Origin of the sequence: Pantoea sp. UBA6567, from assembly GCF_002434165.1 — a bacterium.
Lineage (GTDB): Bacteria > Pseudomonadota > Gammaproteobacteria > Enterobacterales > Enterobacteriaceae > Pantoea > Pantoea eucrina.
The window spans coordinates 404,083-417,109 of the sequence record NZ_DJJN01000003.1 but is presented as its reverse complement, the minus strand read 5'-3'; the positions used below and the strand labels follow the sequence as shown (position 1 = coordinate 417,109).

Annotated in this window: 14 protein-coding genes; 11 read left to right on the top strand and 3 right to left on the bottom strand. The window is 56.7% G+C overall.

From position 1 onward, the window contains the following. Positions 1 to 121 precede the first annotated feature (121 nt). Together dinF and B4M48_RS03150 are read left to right on the top strand one after the other, a co-directional pair. Positions 122 to 1,444 (top strand): MATE family efflux transporter DinF, encoded by a 1,323-nt coding sequence (dinF, locus tag B4M48_RS03155; protein WP_039381969.1) that lies wholly within the window; start codon positions 122 to 124, stop codon positions 1,442 to 1,444. 145 nt (positions 1,445 to 1,589) lie between these two features. Then, positions 1,590 to 1,802: a CsbD family protein gene (locus B4M48_RS03150; RefSeq protein WP_071668452.1), complete on the top strand. Its 213-nt coding sequence runs from the start codon at positions 1,590 to 1,592 to the stop codon at positions 1,800 to 1,802. A 50-nt stretch (positions 1,803 to 1,852) separates the two neighbouring features. Here the strand turns inward: B4M48_RS03150 and zur are convergent, their stop codons facing one another. Further along, positions 1,853 to 2,374, bottom strand: a complete 522-nt coding sequence (gene zur / locus B4M48_RS03145) for a zinc uptake transcriptional repressor Zur (RefSeq protein ID WP_071668451.1) — start codon at positions 2,372 to 2,374, stop codon at positions 1,853 to 1,855. A 388-nt stretch (positions 2,375 to 2,762) separates the two neighbouring features. On the opposite strand from zur, the gene B4M48_RS03140 reads away from it, so the two are divergent. The 3 genes from B4M48_RS03140 to pspG all read left to right on the top strand — a co-directional run bounded on the left by B4M48_RS03140 (position 2,763) and on the right by pspG (position 5,556). Beyond that, the gene (locus B4M48_RS03140; RefSeq protein ID WP_166714333.1) at positions 2,763 to 4,025 is read left to right on the top strand and encodes a conjugal transfer protein TraF; all 1,263 of its coding nucleotides are present in this window, start codon (positions 2,763 to 2,765) and stop codon (positions 4,023 to 4,025) included. A gap of 90 nt (positions 4,026 to 4,115) precedes the next feature. Continuing rightward, positions 4,116 to 5,111 (top strand): tRNA dihydrouridine(20/20a) synthase DusA, encoded by a 996-nt coding sequence (gene dusA / locus B4M48_RS03135; RefSeq protein ID WP_071668450.1) that lies wholly within the window; start codon positions 4,116 to 4,118, stop codon positions 5,109 to 5,111. A gap of 181 nt (positions 5,112 to 5,292) precedes the next feature. Continuing rightward, a complete protein-coding gene (gene pspG, locus B4M48_RS03130) occupies positions 5,293 to 5,556 on the top strand; it encodes an envelope stress response protein PspG (protein ID WP_039381981.1) in 264 nt (87 codons plus the stop codon). Positions 5,557 to 5,736: 180 nt separating this feature from the next. Here pspG and B4M48_RS03125 read toward each other — a convergent pair whose 3' ends face one another. Continuing rightward, complete coding sequence (locus B4M48_RS03125; RefSeq protein ID WP_039381983.1) at positions 5,737 to 6,720, bottom strand: quinone oxidoreductase; 984 nt, start codon at positions 6,718 to 6,720, stop codon at positions 5,737 to 5,739. Between the two features lie 73 nt (positions 6,721 to 6,793). Here B4M48_RS03125 and dnaB point away from each other — a divergent pair, with 73 nt between their 5' ends. From dnaB to B4M48_RS03095, 6 genes are all read left to right on the top strand, one after another. Beyond that, positions 6,794 to 8,200, top strand: coding sequence for a replicative DNA helicase (gene dnaB, locus B4M48_RS03120; protein ID WP_039381986.1), 1,407 nt, complete (start codon positions 6,794 to 6,796; stop codon positions 8,198 to 8,200). A gap of 128 nt (positions 8,201 to 8,328) precedes the next feature. Next, positions 8,329 to 8,820, top strand: coding sequence for an Lrp/AsnC family transcriptional regulator (locus tag B4M48_RS03115; RefSeq protein WP_039381989.1), 492 nt, complete (start codon positions 8,329 to 8,331; stop codon positions 8,818 to 8,820). 228 nt (positions 8,821 to 9,048) lie between these two features. Next, positions 9,049 to 9,663 (top strand): YitT family protein, encoded by a 615-nt coding sequence (locus tag B4M48_RS03110; RefSeq protein ID WP_039381991.1) that lies wholly within the window; start codon positions 9,049 to 9,051, stop codon positions 9,661 to 9,663. A 47-nt stretch (positions 9,664 to 9,710) separates the two neighbouring features. Continuing rightward, the gene (locus B4M48_RS03105) at positions 9,711 to 10,904 is read left to right on the top strand and encodes an amino acid aminotransferase (protein ID WP_108570134.1); all 1,194 of its coding nucleotides are present in this window, start codon (positions 9,711 to 9,713) and stop codon (positions 10,902 to 10,904) included. A gap of 150 nt (positions 10,905 to 11,054) precedes the next feature. After that, positions 11,055 to 11,471 carry a secondary thiamine-phosphate synthase enzyme YjbQ gene (locus tag B4M48_RS03100; RefSeq protein ID WP_071668448.1) on the top strand — a complete coding sequence of 139 codons (417 nt, stop codon included), beginning with the start codon at positions 11,055 to 11,057 and terminating at the stop codon, positions 11,469 to 11,471. Between the two features lie 3 nt (positions 11,472 to 11,474). Continuing rightward, positions 11,475 to 11,825 (top strand): MmcQ/YjbR family DNA-binding protein, encoded by a 351-nt coding sequence (locus B4M48_RS03095; protein WP_288655896.1) that lies wholly within the window; start codon positions 11,475 to 11,477, stop codon positions 11,823 to 11,825. Between the two features lie 4 nt (positions 11,826 to 11,829). Here B4M48_RS03095 and B4M48_RS03090 read toward each other — a convergent pair whose 3' ends face one another. Then, positions 11,830 to 12,894, bottom strand: a complete 1,065-nt coding sequence (locus B4M48_RS03090) for an NAD(P)-dependent alcohol dehydrogenase (protein WP_039382002.1) — start codon at positions 12,892 to 12,894, stop codon at positions 11,830 to 11,832. Positions 12,895 to 13,027 lie beyond the last annotated feature (133 nt).

The following is a 13,027-nucleotide window of genomic DNA, read 5'->3' as shown; positions in this document are numbered from 1 at the left end:
TAGTCCCCCCGCTGCGGTCTGTGCCTGCACAGGCCGCGGTCTGCTATATTACCCCTCTGCTTCCAACCGTGGCGCCGTGCAGCTGCATGAGGCGCGTTGCCCGCAATAACAGGACTGGCTGATGCCGCTGTTTACCTCTTCTGATCGCACGCTCTGGCGCCTGGCGCTGCCCATGATCCTCTCTAACATCAGCGTACCGCTGCTGGGCATTGTGGATACGGCTATCATTGGCCACCTCGACAGCCCGGTTTACCTCGGCGGCGTAGCCGTGGGTGCAACGGCCACCAGCTTTGTCTTTATGCTGCTGCTCTTTTTGCGGATGAGCACCACTGGCCTGACGGCGCAGGCGTTCGGCGCCCGCGATAAGCCAGCGCTGGCGCGGGCGCTGATCCAGCCGATGCTGATTGCGCTGACGGCAGGCGTGCTGTTCATTGCGCTACGAACGCCGGTCAGCGAGCTGGCAGCCGCGCTGATGGGCGGCAGCGAGGCGGTGCAGCAGCAGGCACAAACCTTTATCGCTATCCGCTGGCTCAGCGCGCCTGCCACGCTGGCAAATCTGGTGATCCTCGGCTGGCTGCTCGGCGTACAGTATGCGCGCGCGCCGATGGTGCTGCTTATTACCGGCAACGTCGTGAATATCCTGCTCGATCTGCTGTTTGTTCTGCAGTGGCACTGGGGCGTGGCGGGTGCCGCAGCGGCCACCGCCGTCGCGGACTATGTGACGCTGGCCGTGGGGCTATGGATGGTGGCGCGGGTGCTGGCGCTGCGCGGCATATCATTTTCGCTGCTTAAAGCCAGCTGGCGCGGCGACGCCGCGCGCCTGTTCCGGCTTAACCGCGACATCATGCTGCGTTCGCTGCTGCTGCAGCTCTGCTTCGCCTCGCTGACGCTACTGGGCGCGCGACTCGGCGCTGACGTGGTCGCCGTCAATGCGGTATTGCTGATGTTCCTGACTTTTACTGCCTATGCGCTGGATGGTTTTGCGTATGCGGTGGAAGCCTGCTCCGGTGAGGCGACCGGCGCAGGCGATCGCAGCCGGCTGCGGCTGATCTGGTATGCCGCCTGCCGGCAGGCGGGCATTGTGGCGCTGCTGTTCGCTGTGATTTACGCCCTCTGCGGTCCGGCAATTATCGCGCTGCTGACCTCGATTGAGTCGCTGCGTGAGGCGGCTGACCGCTATCTGATCTGGCAGGTGATCCTGCCGCTGGCTGGCGTCTGGTGCTATCTGCTGGATGGGATGTTTATCGGAGCCACGCGCGGCCGGGATATGCGCAACAGCATGCTGCTGGCGGCGCTGGGCTATGCGCTGACGCTGCTGACGCTGCCGTGGCTCGGGAATCATGGTTTATGGCTGGCTATTACCGTATTTCTCGCGCTGAGAGGCATTACGCTCGGGCTGATCTGGCGTCATCACTGGCAGCGCGACAGCTGGTTCAGCGTGTGATAGCAGCCGGTCAGGCGGTAGCCCACAAAACTGGCAGTTTGTGCTGCAGCGGTTAACCTTAACGTGACAGCACGCGGGTTATACGGCGGTTCAGCCCGCGCTGTGGTGGCATACCGTCTGGCTCAGCAAACCGGGGAGAGATGCAATGAACAGAGATGAAGCGAGTGGCAGCTGGAAACAGTTTAAAGGAAAATGCAAAGAGCAGTGGGGCAAGCTGACCGATGATGACCTGAGCGTGATCGAAGGCAGACGCGAGCAGCTGATCGGCAAAATTCAGGAGCGCTACGGCTATGCCAGAGCAGAAGCGGAGCGCGAAGTAAACGAATGGGAAAGCCGGCACAACGATCCACACAGCTAGTGCCACCCCGCTTCAGAGCATAACCCGCCCGCATGCCTTCAGGCGTGTGCTCAGCCCTTTTTGCCGCGTTTTTTACTCATCGCTTCATGATCGTGCGCGCAGCTGGCGTGCTGTGTACAGGCGGCAATTTCCGCACAGTTTTCGCACAGGCCGTGCGCTTCAATTACCGTATGGCGCAGGCTGAAGTTTGCCTGGTCAGCCAGTCCCGCAATGATTTTTTCCACGCCGTGCGCCTGCTGTTCACTCACTGCGGCACAGCTGTCGCAAACCAGCATGACAGAGCTGTGGGCCGGCTCATTGAAATGATGGCAGACCACATAGCTGTTGTTGGACTCCACGCGGTGGATAAATCCCTGCTCCAGCAAAAAGTCGAGGGCGCGGTAAATCGTGGGCGGCTTCGCCTGAGGCTCACTCATACGCAGCTGATCCAGCAGATCGTAGGCGCTGACAGAACCTTTCTGCTCAGCCATCAGGCGCAGTACTTCGGCACGCTGTGGCGTAAGACGCACGCCGCGATCGAGACAGAGCGCCTCGACCTGGGTCAGCAGCTGCGCTGGGGTAAGAGTTGACATAATGTTCTCCGGCTAACAGGTGATGTTATTTTATCACACTCCATCCGCCCATGCTGTTTTTGCCTGCCCTGGCCGAAGCGTGCTGTCGATCACACTTATCCGGCAATTTTAAGCGTGTTTAGCGCGCTATTTTTGCTTTGCAAGTGACCAGATTCCCGATATGGTTCAGGCAGGCTAAAGTTATCACTGGCCTTATAAGAGCAATAATTCGCCTGAGTGGCTAAAAAAAGCGCAGTGTGACGCAATCGTGTCCAATTCTGCGAACAGCAGTGCTTATCCCTTTCAGTTCACAGCAATGAAGCGTTAGCCGCCATTCAGAATAGCGGTTAACACCATTATTTCGCCTACGCGACACTCAATAATTTTTTAAGGTGATAGCAGCCTCATGATGACAACACGCTTTACGCTGGCCCGGGTGGCTTATTTTGCTGGTTTAAACGCGCTGCTGGTTTCCTCTTCAGCGCTGGCCGCGGGAACCTGGTATGATGCGCGCAATGATGCGATGGGCGGAACCGGTGTCGCATCGTCGCACTGGAGCTCTGCCGTGCTGGCTAACCCCGCGCTGATGACACGCGCGCAGCCGGAAGAGAACGCCGGCATTATTTTTCCCTCTGCCGGGTTACAGGTGACGGATAAAGACAAGCTGGTCGATCGCATTGATGACATCACCGATACGGTTGATCGCTATCGCGACGTGATTGATAACATCAACGCGAATCTCATCTCGGATCCGTTTGCCGCCATCAATGCGGTACCGCAACTGCGTGCCGCAGCCGGTGATATGGCCGATCAGCTGCGCGGGCTTAAAGGTAACAAAGCGGATGCCACCGCTGGCGTTGCGCTGGCCGTCACCGTTCCCAATGCGACGCTGCCGTTTGCTTTTATTACCAAAGCCTATGGCACCGCCCATATCCGGGCCAATGTGGCTCAGAGCGATATCGATTATCTGGATAGTCTGGCAAACGGGGCGTTTCCGCAGCCGGGCGATCAGGATAACCTGCGCTCCAGCGCGAACGGACTGGCAGCGCTGGTCACCGATTATGGTATCGCCATGGCGCATGAGTTCACGGTTGCCGGTCATCCGGTCTCGCTCGGTATTACGCCCAAGCTGCAGAAGACCTGGCTCTATAACTACAGCGCCAGCGTCTATAACTACGATAAAAACGATCTTAAAAACGGACGCTATCGCAGTTCAGACACCGGCTTTAACGTTGATGCCGGTCTCGCAACCGCGTTTGCTGAAAACTGGACGTTTGGTCTGACCGGGCAGAACCTGATCTCACGCGATCTGGAAACCAAAGTCGTCAATGGCTATCGCGATACCTATCAAATCCGTCCGCTGGTGACAACCGGACTGGCATGGGAGCGCGGGCCGGTTACCCTGACCGGCGATGTGGACCTGACGGAAACCAAACGCTTTAAGTCGCAGGAGAGCAGCCAGTATGCGGGCGCAGGCGCGGAATATCGCGTGCTCGACTGGCTGGCACTGCGGGCAGGCTATCGCGCCGATCTGAAATCAAATGACGTTAACGTGGTTACCGCCGGCCTCGGGCTGTCGCCGTTTAATAATGCGGTGCATCTGGATCTCGCGGGCTCCGCCGGTAAAGATCGTACCTGGGGTGCGATGGTACAGCTCGGCTTTAACTTCTGACGGGTCTGTCACGGGCGGCTGTGTCGTCCGTGACGGCTGTGGTATCATTGCGCAGTTTCTCATCATTTAACTCCGGATCTACTGCGCTTCATGACTGATAACTTCTCTTCGCAACGCTTCTCTATCGCGCCGATGCTCGACTGGACCGATCGTCACTGCCGCTATTTTCATCGCAAGCTGACCGGCGATACGCTGCTCTATACCGAAATGGTGACGACCGGCGCGATTATTCATGGCAAAGGCGATTACCTTGCCTATAGCGAAGAGGAGCATCCGGTTGCGCTGCAGCTGGGTGGCAGCGATCCGGCGGCGCTGGCGCAGTGTGCCCGACTGGCTGAAGCGCGCGGTTACGATCAGATCAACCTTAACGTGGGCTGTCCTTCCGACCGCGTACAGAACGGTCGTTTTGGTGCCTGCCTGATGGCGGATGCGAACCTGGTGGCTGACTGCATTAAAGCGATGCGCGATGTGGTTTCTATTCCGGTCACGGTAAAAACCCGCATCGGTATTGATGAGCAGGACAGCTACGCGTTTCTGCGCGACTTTACCGGCACCGTGGCAGAGCGGGGCGGCTGCGACACCTTTATCATTCACGCTCGCAAAGCCTGGCTGTCAGGCCTGAGCCCCAAAGAGAACCGGGAGATCCCGCCGCTGGACTATCCGCGCGTTTATCAGCTAAAACGTGATTTTCCGGCGCTGACCATGGCGATCAACGGCGGGGTAAAAACGCTGGAAGAGGCCAAGACGCACCTGATGCATCTGGATGGCGTGATGATGGGCCGCGAAGCGTATCAAAATCCTTCCGTGCTGGCGCAGGTTGACCGCGAGCTTTTTGGCCGCACAACGCCGGCAGTGGATCTGGTCGCCGTTGTGCGTTCAATGTATCCCTATATCGAAGCGGAACTGACGCAGGGCACTTATCTGGGGCACGTCACCCGGCATATGCTGGGGCTGTTTCAGGGTATTCCGGGTGCCCGTCAGTGGCGACGGTATCTGAGCGAAAATGCCCATAAACCGGGTGCTGATGTGCGGGTGCTGGAAGCCGCGCTGGCGCTGGTGGCCGATCGCATCCCCCAGGAAGCGTAATCCGCGTGCTCTGAAAACCGCAGCAGAAATGGTGCGGTTTTATTTTGCCTGAAACCTGGTTTTTTTCACCACTTCTACCGCAGTGCCCTGAATAAATACTTTTCAATCAATATCTTATAAATTAACCGATCTGGCACGAAAATTGTATCTGTCAGCAGAGTCCTGACAGAGGAGAATAGACGTGGAAATTGTATTTGTGCTTGGGTTCTTTTTAATGCTGTTGCTGACCGGCGTTTCCCTGCTGGGGGTGATTGCGGCTTTAGCCGTTGCCACCGCGCTGATGTTTTTAACCGGCCTGTTTGCCTTTGTTATAAAACTGTTACCCTGGCTGCTGCTGGCCGTGGTCGCCGTCTGGGTCTGGCGCAGCGTTACCACACCGGGTAGCAGCACCAGACTGAACCGGCTCAGGAGAAAAATCAGCAGGATGGAGCGACGCGGCTGGTAAAAAATGCGGCTCAGATCACAGCGCTGAATTCCGCTGGCGCTAAATAAAACGTAAACATATTTTTTACTTATGTTTTCTGCCACTATACGTATACAGATTCAGTACCGCTGTCCCTACACCAGCGCGAACTAAAAAAAGAATCAGGGGCTTCCTTCAGGAAGCCCTCTTTTTTTGCCTGCATCAGGGCAGCAGCAGGCTGGAGCCCTGGGTCGCACGACTCTCCAGTATCTGATGCGCGCGCATGGCATCGCGCAGCGGGAACTTCTGCTGCTCCGGTACGTTTACCTGAATGGCGCGGCTGGCTATCAGGGAAAAGAGTTCACTGCTCGCCTGCTCCAGCTCCTCACGGTTTGTGATATAGCCAAACAGCGACGGGCGGGTGACAAACAGAGAGCCTTTCTTATTAAGAATTCCTAAATCCACGCCGGTTACCGGGCCGGAGGCGTTGCCAAAGCTGACCAGCAGCCCGTGGCGCTGCAGAGAGTCGAGCGATGGTTCCCAGGTATCCTTACCGACAGAGTCGTACACCACGGCCACTTTTTTCCCCTGCGTCAGTTCGCTGACGCGCTGTGCAATATCCTCTTCGCGATAGTTGATGGTGGCCCATGCGCCAGCCGCTTTGGCAATCTGCGCTTTTTCGGCAGAACCCACCGTACCGATAAGATGTGCACCCAGCGCTTTGGCCCACTGGCAGGCAATCAGACCCACACCGCCTGCGGCAGCATGAAACAGAAACGTCTCATCCGCTTTGACTTTCCAGGTTTGTCGCAGCAGATACTGGACCGTCAGCCCTTTAAGAAATGAGGCAGCCGCCGTTTCAAAAGAGATACTCTCCGGCAGCAGCGCCAGCCGCTCTTCCGCAACGTTGTGAAGTTCACTGTAAGCGCCCAGAGCGGCCTGACAGTAAACCACCCGATCGCCAGGCTGAAAACGCGTGACCGCTGCGCCCACTTTGCTGACCACGCCTGCCGCTTCGGTACCGAGTCCGGAAGGAAAGGCTGAAACCGGGTAGAGCCCGCTGCGCACATAGGTGTCGATATAGTTGATGCCTATCGCCCGGTTTTCTACCTGCACCTCATGCTCAGCCGGATCGGCAGGATCAAAATCTGCCCACTGCAAAACCTCCGGGCCACCGTGCTGACTGAACTGAATACGCTTTGCCATGCTGACTCCTGTGAATGTTCATCCGGGGGCGGTATACTTGCGCGTCCCTTTCACGATCGGTAATGCATTCACTATGGCAGGAAACAAACCCACCAACAAATCGAACGAACCCCGCGATCGGCAGCTGGAAGGCGTAAAAATGCCGCCGCACTCCATAGAAGCGGAGCAGTCGGTGCTGGGTGGGTTGATGCTGGACAACGAGCGCTGGGACAACGTCTCTGAGCGCGTTGTCGCAGACGATTTTTTTAACCGCTCACACCGCATGATTTTTGCTGAGATGCAGCGGCTGCTGGAGCTGGGCCAGCCTATCGACCTGATCACGCTGTCAGAGTCGCTGGAAACGCGCGGCGAGCTGGAGATGGCGGGCGGCTTTGCCTATCTGGCCGAACTCGCGAAAAATACGCCAAGTGCGGCTAACATCGGCGCCTATGCAGATATCGTGCGCGAACGTGCGGTAGTGCGTGAGATGATCGCGGTTGCCAATCAGATTGCCGACGCCGGTTACGATCCGCAGGGGCGGAGCAGTGAAGATCTTCTCGACTTTGCCGAATCCAACGTCTTTAAAATCGCCGAGCAGCGCGCGAATAAAGATGACGGCCCGCAGAACATTGAGCAGATCCTTGAAGCCACCGTGTCCCGTATTGAAGCGCTGGTCTCAACGCCGCACGATGGCGTAACCGGCGTAGATACCGGCTATCAGGATCTGAACAAAAAAACGGCTGGCCTGCAGGGGTCCGATCTGATTATCGTGGCGGCGCGTCCCTCAATGGGTAAAACCACGTTCGCCATGAACCTGTGCGAAAACGCCGCGATGCTCAATGAGAAACCGGTGCTGATCTTCAGTCTGGAGATGCCCAGCGAGCAGCTGATGATGCGTATGCTGGCATCTCTGTCGCGCGTGGACCAGACGCGTATTCGTACCGGCCAGCTGGAAGATGAGGACTGGGCGCGCATCTCCGCCACGATGGGTATTCTGCTGGAGAAGAAAAACATCTTTATTGATGACTCTTCCGGCCTGACGCCAACCGAAGTACGCTCGCGTGCCCGCCGCGTGTTCCGCGAAAATGGCGGTCTGAGCATGATCATGATCGACTATCTGCAGCTGATGCGCGTGCCGTCGCACTCCGAGAACCGTACGCTGGAGATCGCCGAAATTTCGCGTTCATTGAAAGCGCTGGCCAAAGAGCTGAATGTGCCGGTCGTGGCGCTGTCGCAGCTAAACCGTTCACTGGAGCAGCGCGCCGACAAACGTCCGGTTAACTCCGATCTGCGTGAATCAGGATCGATCGAGCAGGATGCTGACCTGATCATGTTTATCTACCGCGATGAGGTTTATCACGAAAACAGCGATCTGAAAGGCATCGCTGAGATCATCATCGGCAAGCAGCGTAACGGGCCGATCGGTACCGTGCGTCTTACCTTCAACGGCCAGTGGTCGCGCTTTGACAACTACGCCGGCCCGCAATACGACGACGAATAAGCCTTTGCCTGCCAGTGCATGCACGTTTTGTGCATGCATCTCACGTCATCAGAAAATAGTGTTGGACAAGGCGACCCGCTATCAGGTTATCTGTGCCAAAGCGAATGTGACAACGCTGTGGGATCAGAATGACGCAGGTAGATGATTACGATCTTAAGATATTGACGCTATTACAATCTAACGGCCGTCTTACCAATCAGGAACTGAGCGATCTGGTGGGGTTATCCGCATCACAATGCTCACGCCGCCGCATCAACCTTGAACAGGCGAATTTAATCCTTGGCTATCATGCCCGGCTGTCGCCTGATGCGGTGGGTCTCGGCATGGTCGGACTGATTGAAGTGCGGCTGAAAAACCATACGCCTGATTACGAAGATAATTTTTTGCAGATGGTGGAAGCGGAACCCGCCATTGTTGACGCGTTTAAAACCACCGGAGACGCTGACTATCTGCTGAAAGTGGCGGTGGCCGATCTCGCCTCGCTGAGCGCGCTGATCAGCCAGCTGGTGGCGGGCCATCAGAGCGTGTCGCACGTTAAAACGGCGGTGGTACTCAACCGGCTGAAAGAGAATGGCCTGATGATGAAGCCTGCGCACAAAGTGCGCCATAAAGGTGCATAATGCGCCATAAAAGTGCATCAGACTCCCTCTCTCTGCTTATTTCTCGCGATTAAGACCGAATTTGTGCATGAATCAACGGTTTTATTCTGATTCATGCATAAAACTGTGCAATAAAGCGCCTTAGATATCAATGGGATATTCGCTGGCACCCTCCGGCTAAGCAGCAGCGAGGCCGGAGTGGTGCGTTTTTTGCAGCTATATCGCTTTTATTTGCACAGAGAACTCCTGATGGACAACATCGCTCAGCCAGTGGCGGCTCCTCACTCCCGTATCGAAGATGCGCTGGCTATCGTGCTGGGAACGCTGATGGTCTCATTTGGCGTCATGCTGCTGAAGCAGGCGGGCGCGCTGACCGGCGGAACGGCCGGTATCGCGTTTTTAATCAGCTACCTTTCATCCTCCTCTTTCGGCGCCGCCTTTTTTGCCATCAATCTGCCGTTTTACTGGCTGGCGATACGCCGCATGGGGTGGGAATTTACCTGCAAAACCTTTGGTGCCGTGGCGCTGGTTTCCCTGTTCACACAGCTGCATCCGCTGTTTATCCACTTTTCGGCATTAAATCCTTTTTATGCGACACTGTTCGGTAACGTGGTCATGGGGATCGGGTTTATAGTGTTGTTTCGTCACAAAGCCAGCCTGGGTGGTATCAATATTCTGGCGCTCTGGCTGCAGGATCGCACTGGTCTGCGTGCCGGGAAGCTACAGATGATGGTTGATACCTGTGTGGTATGCGCCTCGCTGTTTGTCGTACCGCTACCGATGCTGCTGGCCTCTGTTGCGGGCGCGGCGATCCTCAACCTTATCATTGCGCTGAACCATCGTCCTGGCCGCTATCAGGTATAAAAGCGCCGTCTTACGCTTACTCATGCATTTTTATGGAGATCTGCACCGTGTTTCAAAACGTTGATGCCTACGCCGGCGATCCGATTCTGTCGCTGATGGAAACCTACAAACAAGATCCGCGCGCGCATAAAGTCAATCTCAGTATCGGCCTGTTCTACAACGAAGCAGGGATCGTTCCGCAGCTGCAGGCCGTTGCGGCAGCTGAAGAGCGTCTGCAGGCGCAGCCGCATCAGGCATCACTCTATCTGCCGATGGAAGGTTTAGGCCCTTACCGCAACGCCATTGCGCCGCTGCTGTTTGGTCACGAACACCCGGTGCTGAAAGCGGGACGCATCGCGTCTATTCAGACGCTGGGTGGTTCCGGTGCGCTGAAAGTGGGGGCTGATTTCCTGAAGCGCTATTTTCCGCACTCAGAGGTCTGGGTCAGCGATCCGACCTGGGAAAATCACGTAGCGATTTTTAACGGCGCGGGCTTCGCGGTAAACACCTACCCCTGGTACGATGCTGAGACCAACGGCGTTAAGTTTGACGCATTTATCCGCTGCCTGAAATCGCTGCCGAAGCATGCCATTGTGCTGCTGCATCCCTGCTGCCATAACCCGACCGGCGCCGATCTCACTGACGCCCAGTGGGATGAGACCACCGCCGTGCTGAAAGCGCAGGAGCTGATCCCGTTCCTCGATATCGCCTATCAGGGCTTTGGTGCAGGAATGGAAGAGGATGCTTACGCCATTCGCGCTATCGCAGCCGCGGGTCTGCCGGCGCTGGTGAGCAACTCATTTTCCAAGATCTTCTCGCTCTATGGCGAGCGCGTGGGCGGGCTCTCTGTGGTCTGCGACAGCGCTGAAGAAGCGGGACGGGTGCTGGGTCAGCTGAAAGCCACCGTGCGCCGCAACTACTCCAGTCCGCCAAATTTTGGTGCGCAGGTAGTCTCCTGCGTGCTGAATGATGCCGCATTACTGAACATGTGGCTGGCAGAAGTTGAAGCGATGCGCCTGCGTATTGCGGAGATGCGCCAGGCGCTGGTCAGCGAGCTGCAGGCAATTCTGCCGGGTAAAAATGTCGACTATCTGCTGAAGCAGCGCGGTATGTTCAGCTACACCGGTCTCAGCGCACAGCAGGTTGATCGCCTGCGCGATGAGTTCGGGATCTATCTTATCGCCAGCGGGCGTATGTGCGTTGCTGGTCTGAACCGCAGTAACGTTAAACGCGTTGCAGAGGCGTTTGCTGCCGTTATGTAACCGCCGGACGCGACACCACGAACCATCCGTTTTAATGCGGATGGTTTTTTTTTGCGTCTGCCAGGCAGGCTGATGCTTTTTCCTGCGGCAGGGTTTACCTTTCGCCAACATGCTGCACACTTAAGAGACCTGTTTTTTTAGGACTTTGCTATGTGGCAGCAACAGACCCTCACCCTGAGCGCAAAAGCGCGCGGGTTTCACCTCATTACCGATGAGATCTTAAGCCAGCTTAACGGCCTCAATGGCGTGCGCATCGGCCAGCTGCATCTGCTGTTACAGCATACCTCCGCGTCGCTGACGCTGAATGAAAACTGCGATCCCACCGTGCGCAGCGACATGGAGCAGCATTTCTTACGCCAGGTGCCTGAAAACGCAGGGTGGCAGCACGATTATGAAGGCGCAGACGATATGCCTGCCCATATCAAGTCGTCACTGCTGGGCGTTTCACTGCTGCTGCCGGTCAGTCGCGGGCGGCTGATGCTGGGGACCTGGCAGGGCATCTGGCTGGGCGAACATCGCATACAGGGCGGTGCCAGACGCATCGTCGCGACTTTACAAGGGGAATAACCAATGACGATTTCTGAGCTATTGACCTACTGCATGAGCAAACCCGCCGCAGAACAGGACATTAAAGACGCGTGGGATGCAACGCAGATTAAGAGCCACGGTGTGCTGTTTGCCATGCTTTATGAGAAAGCAGGGCGGCCGGCGGTGACGCTGAAAACCTCTCCCGCACTGGCTGAACTGTTGCGTGAAGAGCACAGCGACGTCTTTCCCAGCGAATACCTGAATAAATCCTGCTGGAGCACGCTGTGGCTGGATGGATCGCTGAAGGATTCGCAGATTTACTATCTGGTTGACGCCTCTTACCAGCAGGCCGACGCCACGCACGCGGCGGGCGCCAGCCAGCACAACGCCTGAGCCGTTACGCCGCAGGCGTATCGCGCAGGGTATTGATATCGATGACAAAGCGATATTTTACATCGCTTTTCAGCATGCGCTCATACGCCTCATTAATTTGATCCATGGCAATCAGTTCAATGTCTGAGGTGATGCCGTGCTTGCCACAGAAATCGAGCATCTCCTGCGTTTCAGCGATGCCGCCGATCAGCGAGCCAGAGACACTGCGGCGTTTGAAAATCAGGTTAACCACCTGAGGTGCCGGATGATCGTGCTCGGGCACACCGACCAGCGTCATATTGCCATCACGCTTCAGCAGGGTGATAAACGGGTTGAGATCGTGCTGTGCGGCTACCGTGTTCAGAATAAAATCGAAACTGTTAGCGTGGGCCGCCATCTGATCGGCATCTTTAGATATCACCACTTCATCAGCGCCAAGACGTTTGCCATCTTCGACTTTTGATGGCGATGTCGTAAACAGCACGACCTGCGCGCCCATCGCATGGGCAATTTTCACCCCCATATGGCCCAGGCCGCCGAGGCCTACGATACCCACTTTTTTGCCCGGCCCGACATTCCAGTGGCGCAGCGGCGAATAGGTGGTGATCCCCGCGCACAGCAGCGGCGCAACGCCTGCCAGGTCGAGGTTTTCCGGCACGCGCAGCACAAAATCTTCGTTGACCACCATGCTGGTGGAGTAGCCACCGTAGGTGACCGCGCCGGTTTCGCGATCCTGGCCGTTGTAGGTGCCTGTCATGCCCTCTTCGCAATACTGCTCCAGCCCTTCCTGACAGCTCGGACAGCTGCGGCAGGAGTCAACCATACAGCCAACGCCCACCAGGTCGCCGGGCTGATATTTATGGCTGTGCGCGCCCACGGCGGTTACGCGACCGACAATTTCATGGCCCGGTACGACCGGAAAAATTGTGTTGTTCCATTCGTTGCGCGCCTGGTGTAGATCGGAGTGGCAGACGCCGCAATAGAGCACTTCAATCTCCACATCATGCTCACGCAGTTCGCGCGGTTTGTAGTCGAACGGGGCGAGTTTTGATTTGGCGTCCTGTGCAGCCCAGGCATGGGTAATATTCATGGTGTCTCCAGTCGGATGTGTCGTGAGTAGGGTATGCAAACGCCTTACGGAGTTCGAAAGGCCGCAACGCTGAGGCAGCGTTGCAAGCAGACCGCTATAAGCGTAGTCAGCTCGCCTGGATGCGACCATGCCT

What these genes read in the sequence shown, in the direction of transcription:
- dnaB (WP_039381986.1), top strand. Translation starts at nt 6,794, where the DNA reads ATGGCAGGAAACAAACCCACCAACAAATCGAACGAACCCCGCGATCGG.
- B4M48_RS03150 (WP_071668452.1), top strand. Translation starts at nt 1,590, where the DNA reads ATGAACAGAGATGAAGCGAGTGGCAGCTGGAAACAGTTTAAAGGAAAA.
- B4M48_RS03095 (WP_288655896.1), top strand. Translation starts at nt 11,475, where the DNA reads ATGACGATTTCTGAGCTATTGACCTACTGCATGAGCAAACCCGCCGCA.
- B4M48_RS03125 (WP_039381983.1), bottom strand. Translation starts at nt 6,720, where the DNA reads ATGGCAAAGCGTATTCAGTTCAGTCAGCACGGTGGCCCGGAGGTTTTG.
- B4M48_RS03140 (WP_166714333.1), top strand. Translation starts at nt 2,763, where the DNA reads ATGACAACACGCTTTACGCTGGCCCGGGTGGCTTATTTTGCTGGTTTA.
- dinF (WP_039381969.1), top strand. Translation starts at nt 122, where the DNA reads ATGCCGCTGTTTACCTCTTCTGATCGCACGCTCTGGCGCCTGGCGCTG.
- B4M48_RS03100 (WP_071668448.1), top strand. Translation starts at nt 11,055, where the DNA reads ATGTGGCAGCAACAGACCCTCACCCTGAGCGCAAAAGCGCGCGGGTTT.
- zur (WP_071668451.1), bottom strand. Translation starts at nt 2,374, where the DNA reads ATGTCAACTCTTACCCCAGCGCAGCTGCTGACCCAGGTCGAGGCGCTC.
- B4M48_RS03115 (WP_039381989.1), top strand. Translation starts at nt 8,329, where the DNA reads ATGACGCAGGTAGATGATTACGATCTTAAGATATTGACGCTATTACAA.
- B4M48_RS03110 (WP_039381991.1), top strand. Translation starts at nt 9,049, where the DNA reads ATGGACAACATCGCTCAGCCAGTGGCGGCTCCTCACTCCCGTATCGAA.
- dusA (WP_071668450.1), top strand. Translation starts at nt 4,116, where the DNA reads ATGACTGATAACTTCTCTTCGCAACGCTTCTCTATCGCGCCGATGCTC.
- B4M48_RS03090 (WP_039382002.1), bottom strand. Translation starts at nt 12,894, where the DNA reads ATGAATATTACCCATGCCTGGGCTGCACAGGACGCCAAATCAAAACTC.